This window comes from Actinomadura sp. DC4 (assembly GCF_030406325.1).
Taxonomy (GTDB): Bacteria; Actinomycetota; Actinomycetes; order Streptosporangiales; family Streptosporangiaceae; genus Actinoallomurus.
Genome location: NZ_JAUEQY010000010.1, coordinates 174,458 through 192,024 on the forward strand (window position 1 = coordinate 174,458; position 17,567 = coordinate 192,024).

The following is a 17,567-nucleotide window of genomic DNA, read 5'->3' on the forward strand; positions in this document are numbered from 1 at the left end:
AGTGCTTTCTCGGCTGATTTGACCCGGCCGGACCTTCCTGCGAGGAAGCGTCGGCGTCGGTGGCCCTATGTCGTCTTGATCATCATCCTGGTGCTCGCCGGTCTCGTCGTGCTGGGCGACCGGGTGGCCAAGTCCTACGCCGAGCACCGCATCGCGTCGGAGATCCAGAAGGAGGGCTTCGGCGCCAAGCCGGACGTCACCATCTACGGCTTCCCCTTCGTGACCCAGGTGCTGGACCGTCGCTTCCCGCACGCCCACATGACGGCGCGCAACGTGAAGGAAGGGCCGCTCACCATCTCCCGCATCGACGGCGACGTCCGCGACGTGTCCGTCGACTCGGGCTTCCGCAGGGGCACGATCGGGAGCGTCGACGGGACCGCGACGGTGTCGTTCGGCAACTTGGCGAAGGCGGCCGGCCAGCCGGACCTCAAACTGAGCGCCGCCGGCCCTAACACCGTCAAGGCCGAGGTGGACCTCGACATCACGACGGCGGAGGCCACCGCCCAGATCACGAAGGTCGGCAACGAGATCAAGGTGCACGCGGTGTCGGTGGAGGGCTTCCCGCTGTCGGACCTGGGGGACGACCTGGACTTCAGCGTCCCGGTGACCGGTCTGCCGATGGGCCTGAAGTTCCGAAGCCTGTCCGTTTCCTCCAAGGGCGTGGCCCTCCGGATCACCGGTTCCAACCTGAAGTTCGATGGCTGACCAGCGCCTGCTCGATGAATCGCCATCAGCCGGCCGTGATGTGCGCCTGTCGAGTAGAAATGGCCACGGGCTGGTAATGTCCGTCGTCGTGACAACGGCGGGTGTCCGCTCGAGCGGGGTTCTCGGCATCAGACGGTGCACTGGGGGCAGGGCGAGGACCGGTTAAGAAGACGTCCGACTGCTTGTCGAGGCAGGAGCCGCAGACGAAAGCGCGAAGCTAGGGCCTCTCTCGATCCGGTAGGCCAGGATCTTAGGCGAGCGACATGTGTCACAGCCCACTGGCGAGCTCGAAGGTGCTCTCAAAAGCCTTGCTGAAGACGGCATAAGCCTCGGCGGAGCGGGAGCTTACCGACTTCGGGTAGCGGAGCGTCGAGCGACTTGCGAAGCGACCGAACGTGGAGTCTCGTCGCGGCACCGTTCACGTCCACCATCGCTGATGGAAGGGCAAGGACCTTCAGAATCGGCTGCGGACCGGATGACACAACGGCATTGTCACCCGAATTTTGCAGAGGTGTCCGAACTGGGCCGGGCTCCGGGGATGGTGCACAAGGACCAAAATGGCCGATTCGTCGCACCTGTGTGTATTCGCTCGATTGTCAGTCTCCGTGTTTAACTTGCTGATCTAAGTTTTTATCCGGTATTCTGTATCCGGTTTTAGAAGCCCTTGGGAGTGCCTTTTGTAGGGCGCCTTCATAGTTTATATCGGGTGGCGGCGCGGTGCCATCGCCGAAAGAAAGAGGATATGATGAACATCGGTAGCCTGGAGTGGAAAAAGAGTTCTCGCTCAATGACCAATGGGGCGTGTGTCGAGGTGGCATGGACGCTCGCCTCCTCGAGCTCTTCTCCCGTCGCTGAACTGCAGACGCTGCGCTAGCTTCTCGAAGCGCATATCAATCTACTTTAGACACCCATAGCTCTTCGGCCGTCCTTCTTATCAGTTCACGTGACTCGTTAGTTGTGAGCGACGCCACTTTCAGTTGTTCAAAGACTCTCGCGTGTTGATAGATCAGAGTGTTGTCGTCAACATACAGGCGGCCATCCATAAAATTCTCGAGGTAGACGACATCTCCGAACTCGGGAATGCTAAGTGACATGAGCGGTCCGGCCGATATGACATGTCGGCCGGACAGCGGAAGTATCTGAAGTTTTATGTTAGGCAGTTCGGAGACATTCACAAGGTGATGGAGCTGCTCACGCATGACGCTTCGATCATCGATTTGCCGTCGGAGTACCGCCTCGTCGATGACGACTGACAGCTCTAACGGGTCATCGGACAATATGACTTTCTGTCGTGTCAGGCGTACCTCAAGTCGCCGGTCGAGTTCGGGCGGCGGGACGCTCATGATCGACTGCCACATGCGGATCACCCGCCGGGCGTAGGCTTCGGTCTGGAGCAGGCCTGGGACGACCATGGGCTCATAGTTCAATGCAGTTGAGGCCTCTGCCTCGAAACTGATGAGGTTGAGAAGGTCGGGTGAGAGGATATCTGTGTAGGCCTCCCACCATCTTTTGTGTTCGTCCTCCTGTAGTAGAGACAGGAGCATCTGACGCTGATCGCCAGCGACTCCGTACAGGTCGAGCAGCCGACGCACGTCCTCGGCCCTGAGGCGTATGCGGGCATTCTCGAGGCGAGAGATCTTGCTCGCCGACCAACCGAGTCTCTGTGCGACCTGGTCGGCAGTGAGAAGCGCGAGCTCGCGCAGTCTCTTGAGCTCGCTGGCGGCTCTTCTTTGGCTGATGCTAAGACCGACCCGAGTGCTCACTCGGCGACCGCCTCCTCTGTGTGACGTGTGACGCACAATCATTATGGCGTAAGTTTTGCGATAGAAGAAGAGAAAGTTGCACGGCAAAATTCGCTACTTCAATTTGAGACTCAAATTACGTTCGTTGCGCTTAGCGATCTTTGTAGTGGGAAAAGGCATACCAGTCGCCCGCGACAATCGGGGCGGGGTATGAGGGGGTAGGCGGTTGGTGCCTGCATTAGCGCAGTCCAGCGTCACGTGCGCCGAGTCGCGGCACAGCCGTCGCCATTCGTCGGTCCAGGGTCTGTGGCCTGAGTGTCCGTGCTCCACGTCGGTGAAGATCTCCGACAATAGCTGCTCATTGACGAGCCGTCCGGCTCACCGTGACACCGGTTCGAGCGGCGTTGCCCGTCGAACCGATCACACTACGTGACTCGCCTCCGCGAACGAACGGAGTGGCGTGATGTCTCGCGCTGGCCGGCGCCTCCCCTTGGGCGAGGCACTGGAGCTCATACGACGGATGTTCCGTCAGGTCATACCGTGTTTCGAGTGGATGGCCCTCTTGGTCGCCATCGCGCTCACGTATACCCGGCTCCATATGGAGATCGGGAATTGGCTGGCCTTGCTCGCGGCCGGTGGCCTGCCACTGACGCTTATCGACTGGCCCTGGGACAGTCGCCTCATCACACAGCGCTTATGGCACCGGCTGGCCGGCGGGCTGCCGCTCCGCGCGCCCGACGCCGTTCCTGCGCCTACGGTGTGGGTGTCCCAGTTGCCCCACGGGTTCGGCATCTTCATTCCTCGAAGCGCCGAGGGGCCGATCAGTGGCTCTCCTCCGGAGCTCTCGGGCCACCGACGGGAAACAACTGTGGCGGAGACCGGAGTCGAGCCCGTCGCGGTCCTGCCCTCGCCGCCGATCGGGCGGTCGCAGCACTGCGTGCTGTTCGCCGTCGACGTCGCCCGGCTGACCGACGGGCGGGACGACGACGTGCGGCTGGCGGTGCGGGACGCGTTCTACCGGCTGCTCGTCGCGGCGTTCGAGGACGCCGGGATCCCCTGGGACTCCTGCGTCCACGAGGGCCGGGGCGACCGGGTCGTGGTGGTCATCCCGGCGCACATGCCCACCATCACCGTGATCGACCCGCTCGTCGACCGGGTCCGCGTCCGGCTGTGGCGGCACAACCGGCTGTCCAGCCCCGTCGCGCAGGTACGGCTTCGGCTGGCCGCGCACATCGGTGAGGTCTACCGGGACGGGTACGGGCTGGCGGGAAAGGCCCTCGACGACCTCTTACGCATGCTCGACGCCCCCGACCTGCTCAAGACCGCCGACGACCTCGCGCTCATCGTCTCCGACTATCTCTATCGGAGCGTCGTCCACGGCGGTCCGGGCGACACCGACCCCACGGCGTACGCCGAGGTCCTCGTGGACCAGGACCGTGCCTGGCTGCTCCGATGACGCCTCACAGCGAGGTCCCCGCGGGGAACGCGAGCACGTCCGCGCCCGGGCGGAACGGGGCCAGCAACGCCGACTCCGTGCCGTACACCTCGCCCGCGACCAGGTCCGCCAGCAGCGGTGCCAGCGTCACTCCGTCCCTGGTCACGACCGCGTACACGTGCTCGGCGTCGTCCACGAAACCCGCCACCGTACGGCCGCGGGCCGGGGTCGCGTGGGCCGCCACCCGTATCTGTTCCACGTGGGCGCCCTCCGTACCCGTGAGCACCTCCGGCAGGCGGGCCAGGAGTTCGGCGCCGATCCGGGGGGCGGGTGGCAGTGCCGGGTCGGCCGCGAAGTCCAGGTCGCGGGCGCGCAGCAGGAGCCGGCCGCCGCCGTCCGGCCGTACGCTCAAACCGTCCGTGGTCAGCACACGGGACAGCGGGGTGGGCAGCGGGCTCGTCGTCGCGAGGTAACCGGTCGTGCCCACGCCCGGGACGCGCATCGGGATGTCCAGCAGCATGTCGGTCCACCGGCCCGCGCAGCTCACGACCACGTCCGTCGTGCGGACGTCGCCGTCGGCCAGCACCACGCTCGCGCCCGCCGAGCCCGACCGTACCTCCCGTACGGCCGCGCCGTTCTCCACCTCCGCGCCGCCCGCGCGCGCCTCGGCGAGGAGGCGGCCCAGCAGACGGGCCGGGAACACGTGGGCCTCCTCCGGGAACAGCACGTACTCCGTGCCCTCCGGCCGTGTGGTCAGTCCCGGCTCCAGCTCGGTGGCCTGGTCGGCGGTGATGCGCTCCACCGCGTACTCCCGCCCGCGCAGGCGCTCGACCCGCCGGCTGAGCTCGACCAGACGGCCGTCGCCGGTGGCCCATTCCAGGTGCCCGGTCGGCTGGAACGCGTCGCTGCCGAGCGCGTAGTGGGCGTGGAGCCCGGCGTGGGCGAGCGTGAAGTACGGCTCGGAGTCGGCGTGGTTCGCGTTGACCCAGGCGAAGGACGCGCCGGTGGTGCCCGCACCGGGGAAACGTTCTTCCAGGACCGTGACCTGAGCGCCGCGGCGGGTCAGCCCGGCCGCGACGGCGGCTCCGACGATCCCGGCTCCGATGACCACGACTCGCACGAGGACTCCTTTCGCTCCCGCGCGACGCGGGAGGCCTCCATCGCGACCGTAGCGAAGAGGGCGGGCCGGTTCAGCGCTGTTCGACCTGGTCAGAGTCGGTGTCGGGATTAATTTCTGCCAGGTCCGGAGCGAGTGCGAGCCGGTAGCCGCCCGGCGTGATGCCGTAGTAGCGGCTGAACCAGCGCGTGAGGTGCGCCTGGTCCGCGAAGCCGGTCCGTACGGCGATCTCGCTGAGCGGCCGGCCGCGTGCGATCAGCCGGCGGGCCGCCCGCAACCGGAGCTGCCGCTGGTAGTCGCTCGGCGCCATCCCGTACGCCGCCCGGAATGCCCGATAGACGGCATAGCGGGTACGGCCGGTCGCGGCGGCGAGGTCGTCGGCGGTGATGTCCTCGAGGTAGGTGTCGTGGATCAGCCGGCGGGCCTGGTCGGCGACCCGCGCGGTGCCGGGCGTACGAGGCCACGAAAGCGTCCCGGCCGCGTGGTCCGTCAGGGTCGCGACCGTGGCGATCAGCAGTTCGTCGCGGCGCAGCGCCGGGGCGCCGCCGAGCAGGGCGGCGTGAAGAGAGTGGAGGTTCCGCGCGATCCGCGGGTCCTCGATCACCGGGTCGGTGAACAGCGGCAGGCCCGCCGGACGGCCCGCGCGGTCGGCGAGCACGTCGCCCACCAGGTCCGGGCCGATGTGCACCATGCGGTAGGTGAACCCGAGCTCGTCAGTGGCGTGGCCGTCGTGCGGGTCGTCGGGGTTGAAGGCCATGACCATGCCGGCGGCGCTGGTGTACGCTCCGCCGCGGCACGTGAACGACTGGGCGCCGCTCTCGGTGACGCCGAAGGAGTAGGACTCGTGACTGTGCCGGTGATAGACATGCCGCTCGAAGTGGGCGTGCATGGCCTCCAGCGGCCGGTCGGCCGAGTGCCAGTACGTGGACCAGTCAAGTGGCACCCCTCCATTGTCGGCCGGGCGCACGAGCGTTCAAGACCCGGGGCCGGACCTCGCGCCAGTCTGGTCGGCATGCGATTCGACACCAAGATCGGCATCGTGGTCCGCGACGACCTGGCCGTCTGGCAGAAACTCAACGTCACCGCGTTCCTGGCGAGCTCGGTGGCCGGCAGCGTCCAGGAGACGATCGGCGAGCCGTACGAGGATGGTTCCGGCAATCAGTACCTGCCGATGTTCCGCCAGCCCGTGCTGGTGTACGCGGCGAACGCCGAGGCGCTCGGCCGCGTACGCGCCGCGGCGCTGAGCCGAGGCCTGCGCACCGCGATCTTCACCGAGGACATGTTCAAGACCGGGCACGACGCCGACAACCGCGCGGTCGTACGGGCCGTGGCGGCCGAGGAGCTCCAGCTCGTGGGCCTCGCGGTGTACGGGCCGAAGAACCCGCTGGACAAGACGCTCAAGGGCCTCGCGCTGCACTCCTAGTCGAGGGCGACGTCGTCGAACGTGGCCGAGGTCGGGTCGCCGAAGTAGCCGTCGTCGTGGCTCAGGAACGTCAGCGTGTACGCGTGGCCGCCGGTGACCGGGGTGGTGGCCTGGCGCCACCCCTCCTCGTACGTGCAGGTCCTGGGCAGGACCTCGCGGGTGGACCCGGTCGTGACGTCCTTCAGCGACGCCGTCACCCAGTCGTACCGCACCCTGTCCGGACAGCTCACGTTGTACCAGAACGAGAGGCGGCGGTGGCCCGGGGCGGTCGTGAAGCTCTGCCGGATCGACGAGTCGCCCTTGTGCGGGTCGTCGGGGTAGCCGAGCAGTGCGGCGTACTTTCCGCTGTGCGGGTGGTCCTTGGTCACGCCGGTGACGACGCCGGAGGAGGTCCAGCCGGACAGGTTCCCGGTTTCGAAACCGCCATTGGTGAGAGTGCGGGGTCTCGTGGCGCTGATCGGTTTCGGTGCCGGTTTCGGTGTCGGTCTGGTGTTGTCGGCCGTGCGGTGGCGTTGTGCCGCCGCAGGCTCGGCCGCGGTGAAGGCGCCGACCCCGTTGGGCGTGCCGAGCCCGGTCGGGCCGTCGTAGCCGGGTCCGGCGGTGCAGAGGTAGGCCGGCGTGCAGGTGCCGGAGCTGCCCGTGACGATGTCGTTCAACCGCTGCGCGTGGGCGTACGGGACGGAGGCCGCGTAGCCGTGCGACGGCAGCGAGCCGGCCAGCGCGTACGCGCCCGCGATGATCGGTGAGGCGGCGCTGGTGCCGCCGACGACCATCCAGCCGCCGAACTCGAAGGTGTCGTAGACGGCCACGCCCGAACCCGGGTCGGCGACCGCGGCGACGTCGGAGATCGTACGGCGGGGGCAGCCGGTGTCCTTCTGCCAGGCGGGTTTGCGTGCGCCCACCGAACACCCGGATCCCGTGCCGCTCCAGGCGGTCTCGTCCCAGCCACGGGCGTTCGGGGCGCGCACGAGCGACGTGCCGCCGACCGCGGTGACGTGAGGTGAGGTTGCCGGGAACAGCACGCCGTACCCGGTGTCGCCGGAGGCCGCCGTGATGGCGACGCTCGGGTGGTCGAAGTGCCGCCTGTCGGCGGCGCCGGTGACGGAGCGCTCCGGCCCGCCCCAGCTGTTGGAGATGTACTCGGCGCCGAGCCGAACGGCCGTGTCGACGCCGGTACCCAGGGCGCTGATGGAGGGCTGGCCGGCCTCGACGAGCAGAATGCGGCAGTTGGGGCACGCCGCCGAGACCATGTCGAGGTCGAGCGACTCCTCCTGCGCCCAGTCGGAGTCGGCGCGGGGCAGCGTGCCGCCGCCCGTGGCGTTGACCTTCTTGAAACAGCCGTTCGCGGTGGTGCAGGGCGGCAGGCCGTACTGCGCCCGGTAGACGGCGAGGTCGGCCTCGGCCTTGGGGTCGTCGTACACGTCGATGATCGCCACGGTCCGGCCCTTGCCGCCGGTGCCGGTGGGCAGCCGGTACGCGTCCCGGATGTCGGTCGCCCCGAGCCCGGCCGGCTCGACCTGCGGCTGAACACCGTGCTTGGGGGCGACGTCGGTCCGTACGAGCGCGAGACAGGTCACCTGCCGAGTGACGTCGGGACAGGCGCGCTTGACGGGGACGGCGGCTCGCGGGTCGGCTCGGGTCCCGGCGGAGTCGCCGGAGGCCGAGACAGGGAGGAGGACGAACGCGGCCGAAACGACAACCCCGACCCACCCGCCGATCCGCCGGACGAGAGTGGACGACATCCTGCTCCCTTCATGCGGCGCTGATTTAAACGGCATTAAACGTCTGGTTCGGGACTTCTGGGGTCATCGGCTTTGGCGTACGGCCGTACAGGCTCGATGCCCAGCTGGCGTTCCCGTTAATCTGGCTCTGACCTGCTGAGAGTGCCGCCGGGGAATGGCGAGAGCCGAGTTACTGGGACATATTAGATAAGCGCGTTAGCCGCGCTCGGCCGGCGGCCCGATCGGCTCCAGGCATGCCGGGGATTCCGGCTCGGGGAGGCGCATCAGGCGGTACATCTGCCGGCGTAGAAGCTCGGCCGAGCGGCCGCTCCCGGTCCCCCCGAGGCGCGATCGCACCCAGGTCTTCGATATGCGAGCCGTCCAGGCAGCCGAGTGGCCGCGGTGAGGTGATGGGCGACCCCGAGTACCGTGCGCGGGGACGATACGGTCAGCGCCTTGTCGGCGTCCCGGCCGAACGGGCCGTTGATCCACTCGTCGTACGACGATTCGGTCCCCTCCGGGTGTCCCGCCGATGTCGGCCTTACTGGCCTAGGGGTTCGGCGGCGCGGCAGACTGGGGCGGTTCGTACGGGTCTAGGAACGGGTGAGAGCGCTGTCCTCCACAAGAGAGCATCCCGCGTACCGCGCGGAGGCGACCCGTGTCGAGGCGCCCGGCGTGCTGCGGTTTCTTTCCGAGATCGTGGCCTGGGTCGCGACTCCCTGGGCGCTGGCGACGCACTCGCCCGTGCTGGCCGGGGTCGCGTTGTTGCTGCTCATCGGGTTGCCGACGGTCTTCGTGACGCCTGGGGACAAGGTTAAGGTCGTCGTTCCCGTCTCGGGAAAGGTGACCATTTCGCTCGCTGTGCTGCAGCTCCTCGCGGCCGTTCTGGCCGCTTGGGCGGCGTGGCCCGTGCCGGTGGCCGTTCTCGTCTGGATTCTGGTGGGCATCACCGTCTACGCGGAGCTGCCCCGGTGGCGGCGGCTCGTCGGTGGTGAGCTCGTGCTCGACGGCTCGCCGCGCATGGCCAACGAGGGGCTGGCGTTCCTCATCGAGTTGCTCGCCCTCGCCTCGCTCGCCTGGTGGGGGGCCTCCACCGGGAGCGGGCTGGTCGTCCATCTTCTGCTCGGGATCGGGACGCCGCTGGTGGCCGCCGTCGTCTGGGGGGCCGCCGCCTCGCCCAAGGCCACGGTGAGGCTTCCGCTCGCCGGGGTGCTCGCGGTCAAGGCGCTCGTCTTCGGAGCCGCGCTGTTCGGGCTCGACGGGCTCGGACACCGTACGCTGGCCGTTCTCTTCGGTGTCGTCGCCGCCGCCAACACGACCGTCGCCGCCGTCGACCGGGAGGCCGTCCTCCGTCGTGCGTCCGAGGCCGGGGCGGACGATTCCACTCCGGCCCTCGGCTGATCAGGCCGGCCTGGCGCCGGGTTCCAGAAGCCCGCCTCCGGATAGTGCTGTGACGGGCCGTCGGCGGGAGATCAGGCCTCGGAGCGGTTGGCGCGGACGCGGCTGGTCAGCCAGTACGCATAGCCGGCCGTGCCGGCCAGGCTCAGCAGACGCGTCTTCTTGCTGGTCATGGCCAGGCCCAGGGCGAGTTCCAGGGCACCGTCGCGGTACGTCCACTGGCGGGTGTTCTCGGGGAAGGCGGCCTTGGAGATCGGGTCGAAGAGCTGTGGGGCGGCGAAGTGCGCCGCTCCGGTTCCGGCCAGGAGGATTCCGGCGATACGGAGCATTGGTCACAGACCTTTCACGGGGAGGCCCATGACGATAGTCCCCGTAAGGCCGATCAGGCGACGAAGCCGAGCACCAGCCGGTCGCTCACGGCGCGGTAGCCCAGCCGCTGGTAGATGGCGTTGCTCGTCGGGTTGGCCAGGTCGGTGAACAACACGACGTGATCGGCGCCGGCGTCCAGGACCGCGCGGGTCAGCACGGCGGTGACGGCCGCGCCGTAGCCTCGCCGCCTGTAGCCGACGGGCGTGTAGACCGGGCCGATCCGGGCCATGCCGGCGGCGATACGCGTACGGGCGGCCAGCGCCACCGGTACGCCGGCGGCCTCCCACAGGAGGACGCCGGCGTGGCCGATGCGGTCGGAGACCAGGCGGGAGCTCACGCTGCCCCCGCCCTGGGATTCGACCTCGAACGCCTTGAACCAGGCGTGGACGAGGTCGTGGTCGGCCTCGGTGGCGGTACGCCAGCCGCCCTCGGGCAGCGGATCGGGCATCGCCAGCCGGTCCAGCCGGAACAGGCGCTGGCGCATCCGCACCTCGGCCGCCACGCCCGTACGCTCCGTCCAGCCGGTGGCGAAGGCCTGCGTGACCTCAGCGTTCCCGTTGACGCCCGGCAGGGTCACGCCACGGTCCGCCAGGAGGGCGGCGAGCTCCGTGGCGGCGTGCTCGGGCAGCGCGCTCAGCAGGAGAGGGAACGTCCCCGTCTGAACGAACGCCCCGCGTACCCCGTCCGGCGACCGCCACCAGCCGAACAGCGGATCACTCCCGAACACGTCCGCGCCCTGCACCCGCAGAGTCTCGATCAGGCCCAGCGGAACGGTGTTCTCGACTGGGTCCGCGCGCAGGAACGCACCTGCCTCCGCGACGTACGCATCCGGATCACCTGTGACATCCCAGCCCATGCCCCATGGTCGGTGACACCGCCCCCGCGCGCATCCGGTTTTCCCGAAGCGCCGCACCGAGCCGGAGGCCTTCAGACGGTCGTGGCCGCGTGCGCCGTGGCGGCGGTGGCCAAGGCGCGGATGATGGGGTGGGGGCGGCCGACGCACCGCACGGAGGATCTGTACGGCGGGCTCCCGGACGACGGCCTCGCCGCGCTGCCGGCGAGCGCTCTCGCCGAGTGAGGGGTCAAATGTTCCGCTGGAAGGCGAGGCGGGCCAGTTCGACGCGTGAGCCGATGTTCAGCTTGCGGAACACATGGCGCAGGTGGAACGCCACAGTGTGCTCGCTCATGAACAACTGGTCGGCCACCTGCCGGTTCGTCAGGCTCTGGGCGACCAACTCCGACACGGCGCGTTCGGTGTCGGTGAGGCTGGCCCAGCCGGAGACCGGGCGTTCGATCCGGCTCCAGTGCCTGCGGCGTACGCCCAGTCGCCGGAGTCGTCTCCGGACCCGGGCCGCGTCCCGTGTCGCGTCCATCGCCTCGTACGCCGACAGTGCCGTGTCGAAGGCGGCGACCGCGCGTCGCCGGGACGCCGGGGTGACGAGGACGGCCAGGTCCTCCATTGCCGAGGCCCGCGCCCACGGGCCGGTGTGGCCGGTCACGGCCTGTTCCAGCGAGCTCGCCGAACCGTCCAGAAGGCCGCGTGCGTGGGCGGCGGCGGCACGTGCGGCAGGGAAGGCCGGATTGTCGGCGGCCAATAGCTCCACCGCCGCGACCACCGCCTCGCCGGACGGCCGGTCGCCCAGGGAGTGCGCGGTGCGTACGAGCCAGGCCGCCGCGGCCGGGTCGGCGATCAGTGTCCAGCGGTGCCGCAGCACCTGCGCGCACAGCGGGGGGAAGAAGCCTTCCAGCGCCGCCGCCCCCTCGCGCGCCTCGGTGACCTGGGCGGTGACCAGCGCAAGGGAGACGCTCGGCCGGCGATCGGCGCCGTGTGCGTACCGGTGCGCGGCGTTGACGTCCCCCGCCCGCAGCGTCGCGGCGGCGAGCGCCGCCAGCCCGGACGACATCAGCAGGTGCGGCCCCAGTCCGCCGGTGGCAGCCAGGCCCTCCTCGGCCTCGGCGGCGGCGTCGTGGAACCGGCCCGCCGCCAGGTGCGCGCGGGCGCTCAGGATGGCGGGCGCCGCGGTCCACGCGAGGTGATCGGGTGAGACGTCCCCCGCGCTCGCCAGCACCGTACGGGCGGCGGCGGGGCGTTGCACGTCCGTGAGCAGCATCGCGAGGACCAGCCGGGGATGAGTGCCCCGCGCGTCGGCGGACCGCGCCCGGCGTACGGCCTCCTCCGCGAGCGCCAGGCCCGTCGTGAGGGCGCCCGCGTCCCACTCGGCCAGCGCGAGCGTGAGGAAGGCGCCGGAGATCAGCGCGTCGCCGTGTTCGCCGGTGGAGCAGACGATCGCCGCCGCGCGCTCCAGCACCTCACCGCCCGCCCCGGCACGGGCGTTGAGCAGGGCGAGCTCGGCGTCGTCGCGCAGCCCATCGGACAGGCACGGTTCGGCCAGCGCCGCCGACGCCTCTTCGGCCGCCTCGTCCGCCCGGCCCCGCAGGTGCAGGATCTCCGACAGCAGGCAGTGCAGCCGCGCGCAGGGCAGGGCGGGCATCGGCCGGGCGAACGCGTCTCTCGCGAGCCGGGCGGCCTCGTCCAGGCGGCCGGTCGCGATGAGGGTGCGGACCGCGGTGAGAGTACGGGGCGCCCGGTCGGGTTCGGCGAAGCCGGTGAGTTCGAGGGCGTGTACGGCCAGGTCGGCCGCGCTCTGCGGCGAGCGCGGCAGGACCGCCGCGACCACTTGGTCCAGCCGGGCCAGGGCACGGACATCGCCCGCCCGCACGCCCTGGACCAGGTGAGACGCCGCCGAGGCGGTCGCGCCCTCCCGGCCGATCAGCACCTCGCCGACCTGCCGGTGCAGAGCCTGCCGTACGGGCGCGGGCACCCCCTCGACGATCACCCGCCGGACCAGGTCGTGCCGGAAACGCAGCGCGTCGGAGGCCGACTGGAGGATTCCGGACGCCAGCGCCTCGTCCAGGCCGGGCACGAGGGCGGCCGGAGTCGTACCCAGGATCTCGGCGACGTCCTCCGGTGAGAACGAACGCCCCAGGACGGCGCTCACTGTCAGCAGGTGGCGCGTCCTGGGGCTCAGCCCGTCAAGCCGGCGGCCGACGCCGGTACGGGCCCGTTCCGGCAGCCGCGCGGAGGAGAGGCGCGCGCGGCCGCCGGAGATCCTGACCGCACCCTCGTCGCGAAGGCCGGCCAGGAGTTCGGTCAGCAGAAAAGGGTTGCCGCCCGCGCCGGCCGCGAGCGCGACCAGACCGGGATCGGGCTTGGCCCCGAGGATGTCGATGGCGGTCTCGGCCAGCGCGTCGTCGCCGAGCGGCCCGAGCGGGCAGCGTTCGGCGCCGTCGCGTTCGAGCCCTTCGAACAGGCGGGCGGCCGTGTCACCGCGCTCCGTCGTGCGCCGGGAAAGCAGCCAGGCGACCGGATGGCAGTCGAGGTGGCCGCACAGCGCCTGCAGGGCCGCCAGCGTCGCCGGATCCGCGCAGTGAAGATCGTCCAGGCTCACGAGCACCGGGCCGGCCCCGGCGCGCTTCTCCAGGTTGGACCGCAGAGCGTCCATCAGCAGGGACTCGCGGACGGGTGACGGCTCGCCCAGGGCGGACAGGAGCGGTTCGGCGGGTGTCAGACCGCCGAGTTCGTGCGCCCGACTCGTCGCCGGGGTCAGGCCGTGCACGATCGCCGCGCGTACGGCCTCCTCGTGCAGCAGGCTCTTTCCCGTACCCGGCTCTCCTTCCACCAGCAGGACGCCCGGCCGTCCGGACTCGGCCGCCTTCAGCAGCCCGAGCACGACGCCCCATTCGTGCTCACGGCCGCGCATCGTCCTCGCCGCCGGGCTCGGCCCACCCGACCGCGACGCGGTAGCGGTCATGGCATCAGCGTCGGGCCCGCTCGCCCGCCGGAACAGGTCACCGCAGGGCCAAAAGCACGAGGCCGTACGGTCCGGGGCGCCTTGATCCGGCGGTCTTACTGGTCGGTAGGTGTCCTGCGGGGCGGTGTCGATCGCCCGGTCTGGTCCTGTGAGCCCGGGCGGCTGAATCTGGGTACGTATGCTGGTAAGAGGGGGGAAATGGCTGGTCATCGCGTTTTCTGGGGCCTGCGGCGGAGGGGCGGCGGCCGTCGGCGTACCGGCGGATCGTTGTCGGGGATCGCATGATTCCCGCGTCGCCGCCCGACGCGGCTCTCAGGGATCAGGTGTCCGGTATGCGGTCGCTGCTCGCCCTGTCCATGGCCATGAGCGAGAGCGACGATCCGGCCCACATTCTCGGGCTGGCCGCCACCGCCGTGCCGACGCTGGGGCGCTGCCGGCTAGAAGGCGTCCACCTGGGCGACGGCGGCTGGCAGGCCGTCCAAGGCGGCCACGCGGCCCCGGACGCCCGCGGAGACCTGGAGGCCCAGTTCGCGGTGCTGAGCGTCGCCGGCGGCCCGGTCGCGGTGCTCGGGAGGCCCTGGGCTTGGGCGTTCCCCCTGCGCAGCCTGAACGGGCACCTCGGCTACCTCGTGGTCAGCGCCGAGGGTGAGCCGCACTCCTCGGAGCAGTTCCTGTTGCGTGTGCTGGCACAGCAGGCCGGGATCGCGATCGCCGGTGCCCGTGAGCGCGGAGTTCAGAAGGCCGACGCCGAGCGGCTGAGGGACGCCAACGCCGCGCTCGCCGCGACCGTCGCCGGGCTGGAGTTCAGCGCCAAGGTGCACGAGCGGCTGACGCGCGTCGCGGCGGCGGGGGCCGGGCCCGAGGGGATGGCGGACGCCCTGCACGAGCTCACCGGGTACCCCATCGCGATCGAGGACCGGCACGGCAACCTCCGGGCGTGGGCCGGGCCCGGCCGCCCGCAGCCGTACCCCAAGGAGCCGCGGGACGCCCGCGAGGTGATGCTGAACGAGGCGGTGCGCGAGGCCCGGCCGATCCGGCGCAATGGACGGCTGATCGTGCCGGCCGGCCCGCGCGACGACGTTCTCGGTGTGCTGGCGCTCATCGACCCGGGCGAGTCGGCGGGCGGACCGGAACGCGTCGCGCTCGGGCACGCCGCCACCGTGCTCGCGCTCGAACTGGCCCACCTGCACAACCTCGCCGAGGCGGAGCTGCGGCTCGGCCGGGACCTGGTCGAGGAACTGCTCTCCGGCGCCGGAGAGGAGACCGTGCTGGCACGAGCCGAGGCGCTCGGGTACGACCTGCGGCGGCCGCATCGGATCGTCGTCGTGACCGGGCCCGGCGACGAGGGGTTCGGGCGTGCCGTCGCGGGCGCTATGCGCGAGACCGGCGCCGGCTCGCTGTTCGCCGCGCGCGGCCGGGAGGTGGTCGTGCTGTCCGACGCCGACCGGCCCTGGTCGGTCTTCCGCGCGGCGGTGCGGCGCGAACTCGGCGGCGCCCCCTGCCGGGTCGGCGTCGGCGGGGCGTACGAACGGCCGCTCGACCTGCCGCGCTCCTACCACGAGGCCCGGCTCGCGCTGCGGCTGCAGACCGCCGTCACCGGCGACCACCAGGCCACGGAGTTCGACCGGCTGGGCGTCTACCGGCTGCTCGCCGACGTGGGCGAGCCGGGGAGCGTCGAGCGGTTCGTCCGCGAGTGGCTCGGCGAACTCCTCGACTACGACGCCGGCCGGGGTTCTGAGCTGGTCGAGACGCTGAGCCGCTACCTCGAGTGCGGCCGCGCGTACGAGGCGACCACCGCGGTGCTCGCGATCCACCGCAGCACGCTGAAGTACCGGCTACGGCGGATCCGGGAGATCTCCGGTCACGACCTGGCCGACCCGGACACCTACTTCAACCTTCAGCTCGCCTCCCGCGCCTGGCACACGCTTCTCGCCCTCCGCGCGGCGCGGCGGGGCCAGGATTGAGGCGTGCGGGCCTCACGTCTGATCTCGTTGATCTTGTTGCTGCAGTCGCGCGGGACGATGACCGCCGGAGAGCTGGCGCGTGAGCTGGAGGTCTCCGAGCGGACCGTCTACCGCGACGTCCTGGCGCTGTCGTCGGCCGGGATCCCGGTGTACGCGGAGCAGGGCCGCGGCGGCGGTTACCGCCTGGTCGGCGGCTACCGTACGGGACTGACCGGCCTCAGCCGTACGGAGGCGGAGGCGCTGTTCCTGTCCGGGCTGCCGGGGCCGGCCGGGCAGCTCGGCCTGGCCGACGAGGTGGCCGCCGTACGGCTGAAGATGCTGGCCGCGCTGCCACCCGCGCTGCGCGAGGCCTCCGACCGTACGGGGCGGCGCTTCCACCTCGACGTCCCCGGCTGGTGGACGACGGCCGAGCCGCCGTCGCTGCTCACCGACCTTGCTCGGGCGAGCTGGGCGGATGAGGTGGTGACGCTGCGGTACCGCCGGGACCACGAGGTGACACGGACCGTGGAGCCGTACGGGCTCGTGCTCAAGGCGGGCATCTGGTACCTCGTGGCCCGGGTGGACGCAGGCCACCGGACCTACCGCGTGGACCGGGTCGTGGCCGTCGAGCCGACCGGTGCGACGTTCGAGCGGGACGAGGCGTTCGACCTGCCGGCGTTCTGGGCCGAACGGGCGGCGGACTTCGTCGCGTCGCTGCTGACCGTGGAGGTGACGGTACGGCTGAGCCCGGAGGGCCTGCGCGCGCTGGGGTACGCCGTCGAGGCGCCGGCCGCGCGGCGGGCCCGCGAGGCGGCCGGCGAGCCCGACGCCGAAGGCTGGGTGGTCACCCGGCTGCCCGTCGAGTCCCTCGTGGTCGGCTACAGCGCGCTGATGCGGCTGGGCCCGGAGGTGGAGGTCCTCGACCCGCCCGAGCTCCGCGAGCGGATGATCGAGACGGCGGCCCGCCTCGCGGAGCTGTACGGGCCTCAGCGGTAGCCGGTCACGTCGGCCGGGCGGCCGGCGTCCTGGACCTCGACCACGTACCGCCAGGCGTCCGGGCGGCTGCCGTCCACGTCCGTGAAGCCGTACTCCTTCGCGAGCCCCCCGCTCGACAGCGACCGCCCGTTCCAGCGGCCGACCCGAGGATCGCGCGCCAGGGCCGCGACCGCCCGGCCCACGTACGCGGGCGTCTCGGAGATGGCGAAGTGCGGCTGCGCGGCCAGCGCGTCGCGCCAGTTCGCCTCGGTGACGCCGAAGTGCTCCAGCATGATCTCCGAGCGCAGCCAGCCCGGCGTCAGCGACACCGCGGTCCCGCCCACCGGCTCCAGCTCCTTGGCCTGCGCGAACGCCATGCGTGTCACCGACGTCTTGGCCAGGTCATAGAAGAACGAGACCCGGTAGTTGACCTCGTTGTAGTCCGTGGTGCCGTCGGTCACCTCCACCACCAGCCCGCCCGGCCGTCTGATCAGCAGCGGGAGCGCGTAGTGGCTGGTGACGATGTGGGTGTCGATCGCGAGCCGCAGGATGCGCAGGCCCTTGTCCAGCGAGTGCTCCCAGAGCCGGTCGGTCCAGCTGAACAGCAGCTCACCGCCCCAGATGTCGTTGACGAGCACGTCGAGCCGCCCCTGCTCGCGGTCGATCCGCTCCACCAGTGCCGAGACCTGCGCGGCCTCCAGGTGGTCGACCGGCACCGCGATGCCCTCGCCGCCGGCCGCGGTGACCAGCTCCGCGGTCTCCTCGATCGTCTCCGGCCGGTCCATCTCCGAGCGCCGCTCCCGCGTGCTGCGCCCGGTGACGTAGACCGTGGCCCCGATGGCGCCGAGCTCGACGGCGATGCCGCGTCCCGCGCCGCGCGTGGCCTCCGCGACCAGCGCGACCTTCCGTTCCGATGTATCGCTCATG

The 17,567-nt window shown here is 70.7% G+C and carries 16 protein-coding genes; 8 read left to right on the plus strand and 8 right to left on the minus strand.

Features of this window, described 5'->3' with window-relative positions:
- The first annotated feature begins 75 nt into the window (after positions 1 to 75).
- Together QWU11_RS18840 and QWU11_RS47340 are read left to right on the plus strand one after the other, a co-directional pair.
- The gene (locus QWU11_RS18840; RefSeq protein WP_290113457.1) at positions 76 to 705 is read left to right on the plus strand and encodes a DUF2993 domain-containing protein; all 630 of its coding nucleotides are present in this window, start codon (positions 76 to 78) and stop codon (positions 703 to 705) included.
- Positions 706 to 1,450: 745 nt separating this feature from the next.
- Positions 1,451 to 1,579 carry a DUF397 domain-containing protein gene (locus tag QWU11_RS47340; RefSeq protein ID WP_354670857.1) on the plus strand — a complete coding sequence of 43 codons (129 nt, stop codon included), beginning with the start codon at positions 1,451 to 1,453 and terminating at the stop codon, positions 1,577 to 1,579.
- Positions 1,580 to 1,595: 16 nt separating this feature from the next.
- On the opposite strand, the gene QWU11_RS18845 is transcribed toward QWU11_RS47340, so the two are convergent.
- Entirely contained in the window at positions 1,596 to 2,468 is an 873-nt protein-coding gene (locus tag QWU11_RS18845; RefSeq protein ID WP_290113477.1) for a helix-turn-helix transcriptional regulator, read from the minus strand.
- An 847-nt stretch (positions 2,469 to 3,315) separates the two neighbouring features.
- Here QWU11_RS18845 and QWU11_RS18850 point away from each other — a divergent pair.
- On the plus strand, positions 3,316 to 3,903 hold the full coding sequence (locus QWU11_RS18850; protein ID WP_290113479.1) for a hypothetical protein: 588 nt from the start codon (positions 3,316 to 3,318) through the stop codon (positions 3,901 to 3,903).
- A gap of 4 nt (positions 3,904 to 3,907) precedes the next feature.
- On the opposite strand, the gene QWU11_RS18855 is transcribed toward QWU11_RS18850, so the two are convergent.
- Both QWU11_RS18855 and QWU11_RS18860 read right to left on the minus strand, forming a co-directional pair.
- Positions 3,908 to 5,002 carry an FAD-dependent oxidoreductase gene (locus QWU11_RS18855; protein ID WP_290113481.1) on the minus strand — a complete coding sequence of 365 codons (1,095 nt, stop codon included), beginning with the start codon at positions 5,000 to 5,002 and terminating at the stop codon, positions 3,908 to 3,910.
- 70 nt (positions 5,003 to 5,072) lie between these two features.
- Complete coding sequence (locus QWU11_RS18860) at positions 5,073 to 5,942, minus strand: AraC family transcriptional regulator (protein WP_290113483.1); 870 nt, start codon at positions 5,940 to 5,942, stop codon at positions 5,073 to 5,075.
- A 69-nt stretch (positions 5,943 to 6,011) separates the two neighbouring features.
- Between QWU11_RS18860 and QWU11_RS18865 the strand changes: the two genes are divergently transcribed.
- A complete protein-coding gene (locus QWU11_RS18865) occupies positions 6,012 to 6,422 on the plus strand; it encodes a DUF2000 domain-containing protein (protein WP_290113485.1) in 411 nt (136 codons plus the stop codon).
- Here QWU11_RS18865 and QWU11_RS18870 read toward each other — a convergent pair.
- Positions 6,419 to 8,164 carry a S8 family serine peptidase gene (locus QWU11_RS18870; protein ID WP_290113499.1) on the minus strand — a complete coding sequence of 582 codons (1,746 nt, stop codon included), beginning with the start codon at positions 8,162 to 8,164 and terminating at the stop codon, positions 6,419 to 6,421. The two genes, QWU11_RS18865 and QWU11_RS18870, sit on opposite strands and share 4 nt — an antisense overlap.
- Before the next feature lie 582 nt (positions 8,165 to 8,746).
- Between QWU11_RS18870 and QWU11_RS18875 the strand changes: the two genes are divergently transcribed.
- Complete coding sequence (locus QWU11_RS18875) at positions 8,747 to 9,544, plus strand: YrdB family protein (RefSeq protein ID WP_290113519.1); 798 nt, start codon at positions 8,747 to 8,749, stop codon at positions 9,542 to 9,544.
- A 71-nt stretch (positions 9,545 to 9,615) separates the two neighbouring features.
- Here QWU11_RS18875 and QWU11_RS18880 read toward each other — a convergent pair whose 3' ends face one another.
- Both QWU11_RS18880 and QWU11_RS18885 read right to left on the minus strand, forming a co-directional pair.
- Entirely contained in the window at positions 9,616 to 9,870 is a 255-nt protein-coding gene (locus QWU11_RS18880) for a hypothetical protein (RefSeq protein WP_290113566.1), read from the minus strand.
- A 53-nt stretch (positions 9,871 to 9,923) separates the two neighbouring features.
- On the minus strand, positions 9,924 to 10,766 hold the full coding sequence (locus QWU11_RS18885) for a GNAT family N-acetyltransferase (protein WP_290113567.1): 843 nt from the start codon (positions 10,764 to 10,766) through the stop codon (positions 9,924 to 9,926).
- An 81-nt stretch (positions 10,767 to 10,847) separates the two neighbouring features.
- Here QWU11_RS18885 and QWU11_RS18890 point away from each other — a divergent pair, with 81 nt between their 5' ends.
- On the plus strand, positions 10,848 to 10,988 hold the full coding sequence (locus tag QWU11_RS18890) for a hypothetical protein (RefSeq protein ID WP_290113572.1): 141 nt from the start codon (positions 10,848 to 10,850) through the stop codon (positions 10,986 to 10,988).
- Between the two features lie 4 nt (positions 10,989 to 10,992).
- On the opposite strand, the gene QWU11_RS18895 is transcribed toward QWU11_RS18890, so the two are convergent.
- Positions 10,993 to 13,722, minus strand: a complete 2,730-nt coding sequence (locus tag QWU11_RS18895; protein ID WP_290113574.1) for a LuxR C-terminal-related transcriptional regulator — start codon at positions 13,720 to 13,722, stop codon at positions 10,993 to 10,995.
- A gap of 332 nt (positions 13,723 to 14,054) precedes the next feature.
- Here QWU11_RS18895 and QWU11_RS18900 point away from each other — a divergent pair, with 332 nt between their 5' ends.
- Both QWU11_RS18900 and QWU11_RS18905 read left to right on the plus strand, forming a co-directional pair.
- On the plus strand, positions 14,055 to 15,686 hold the full coding sequence (locus QWU11_RS18900) for a helix-turn-helix domain-containing protein (RefSeq protein WP_290113576.1): 1,632 nt from the start codon (positions 14,055 to 14,057) through the stop codon (positions 15,684 to 15,686).
- Between the two features lie 3 nt (positions 15,687 to 15,689).
- Positions 15,690 to 16,661, plus strand: coding sequence for a YafY family protein (locus tag QWU11_RS18905; protein ID WP_290113578.1), 972 nt, complete (start codon positions 15,690 to 15,692; stop codon positions 16,659 to 16,661).
- Here QWU11_RS18905 and QWU11_RS18910 read toward each other — a convergent pair.
- Positions 16,652 to 17,566: an SDR family oxidoreductase gene (locus QWU11_RS18910; RefSeq protein WP_290113580.1), complete on the minus strand. Its 915-nt coding sequence runs from the start codon at positions 17,564 to 17,566 to the stop codon at positions 16,652 to 16,654. The two genes, QWU11_RS18905 and QWU11_RS18910, sit on opposite strands and share 10 nt — an antisense overlap.
- Between the last annotated feature and the right edge of the window lies 1 nt (position 17,567).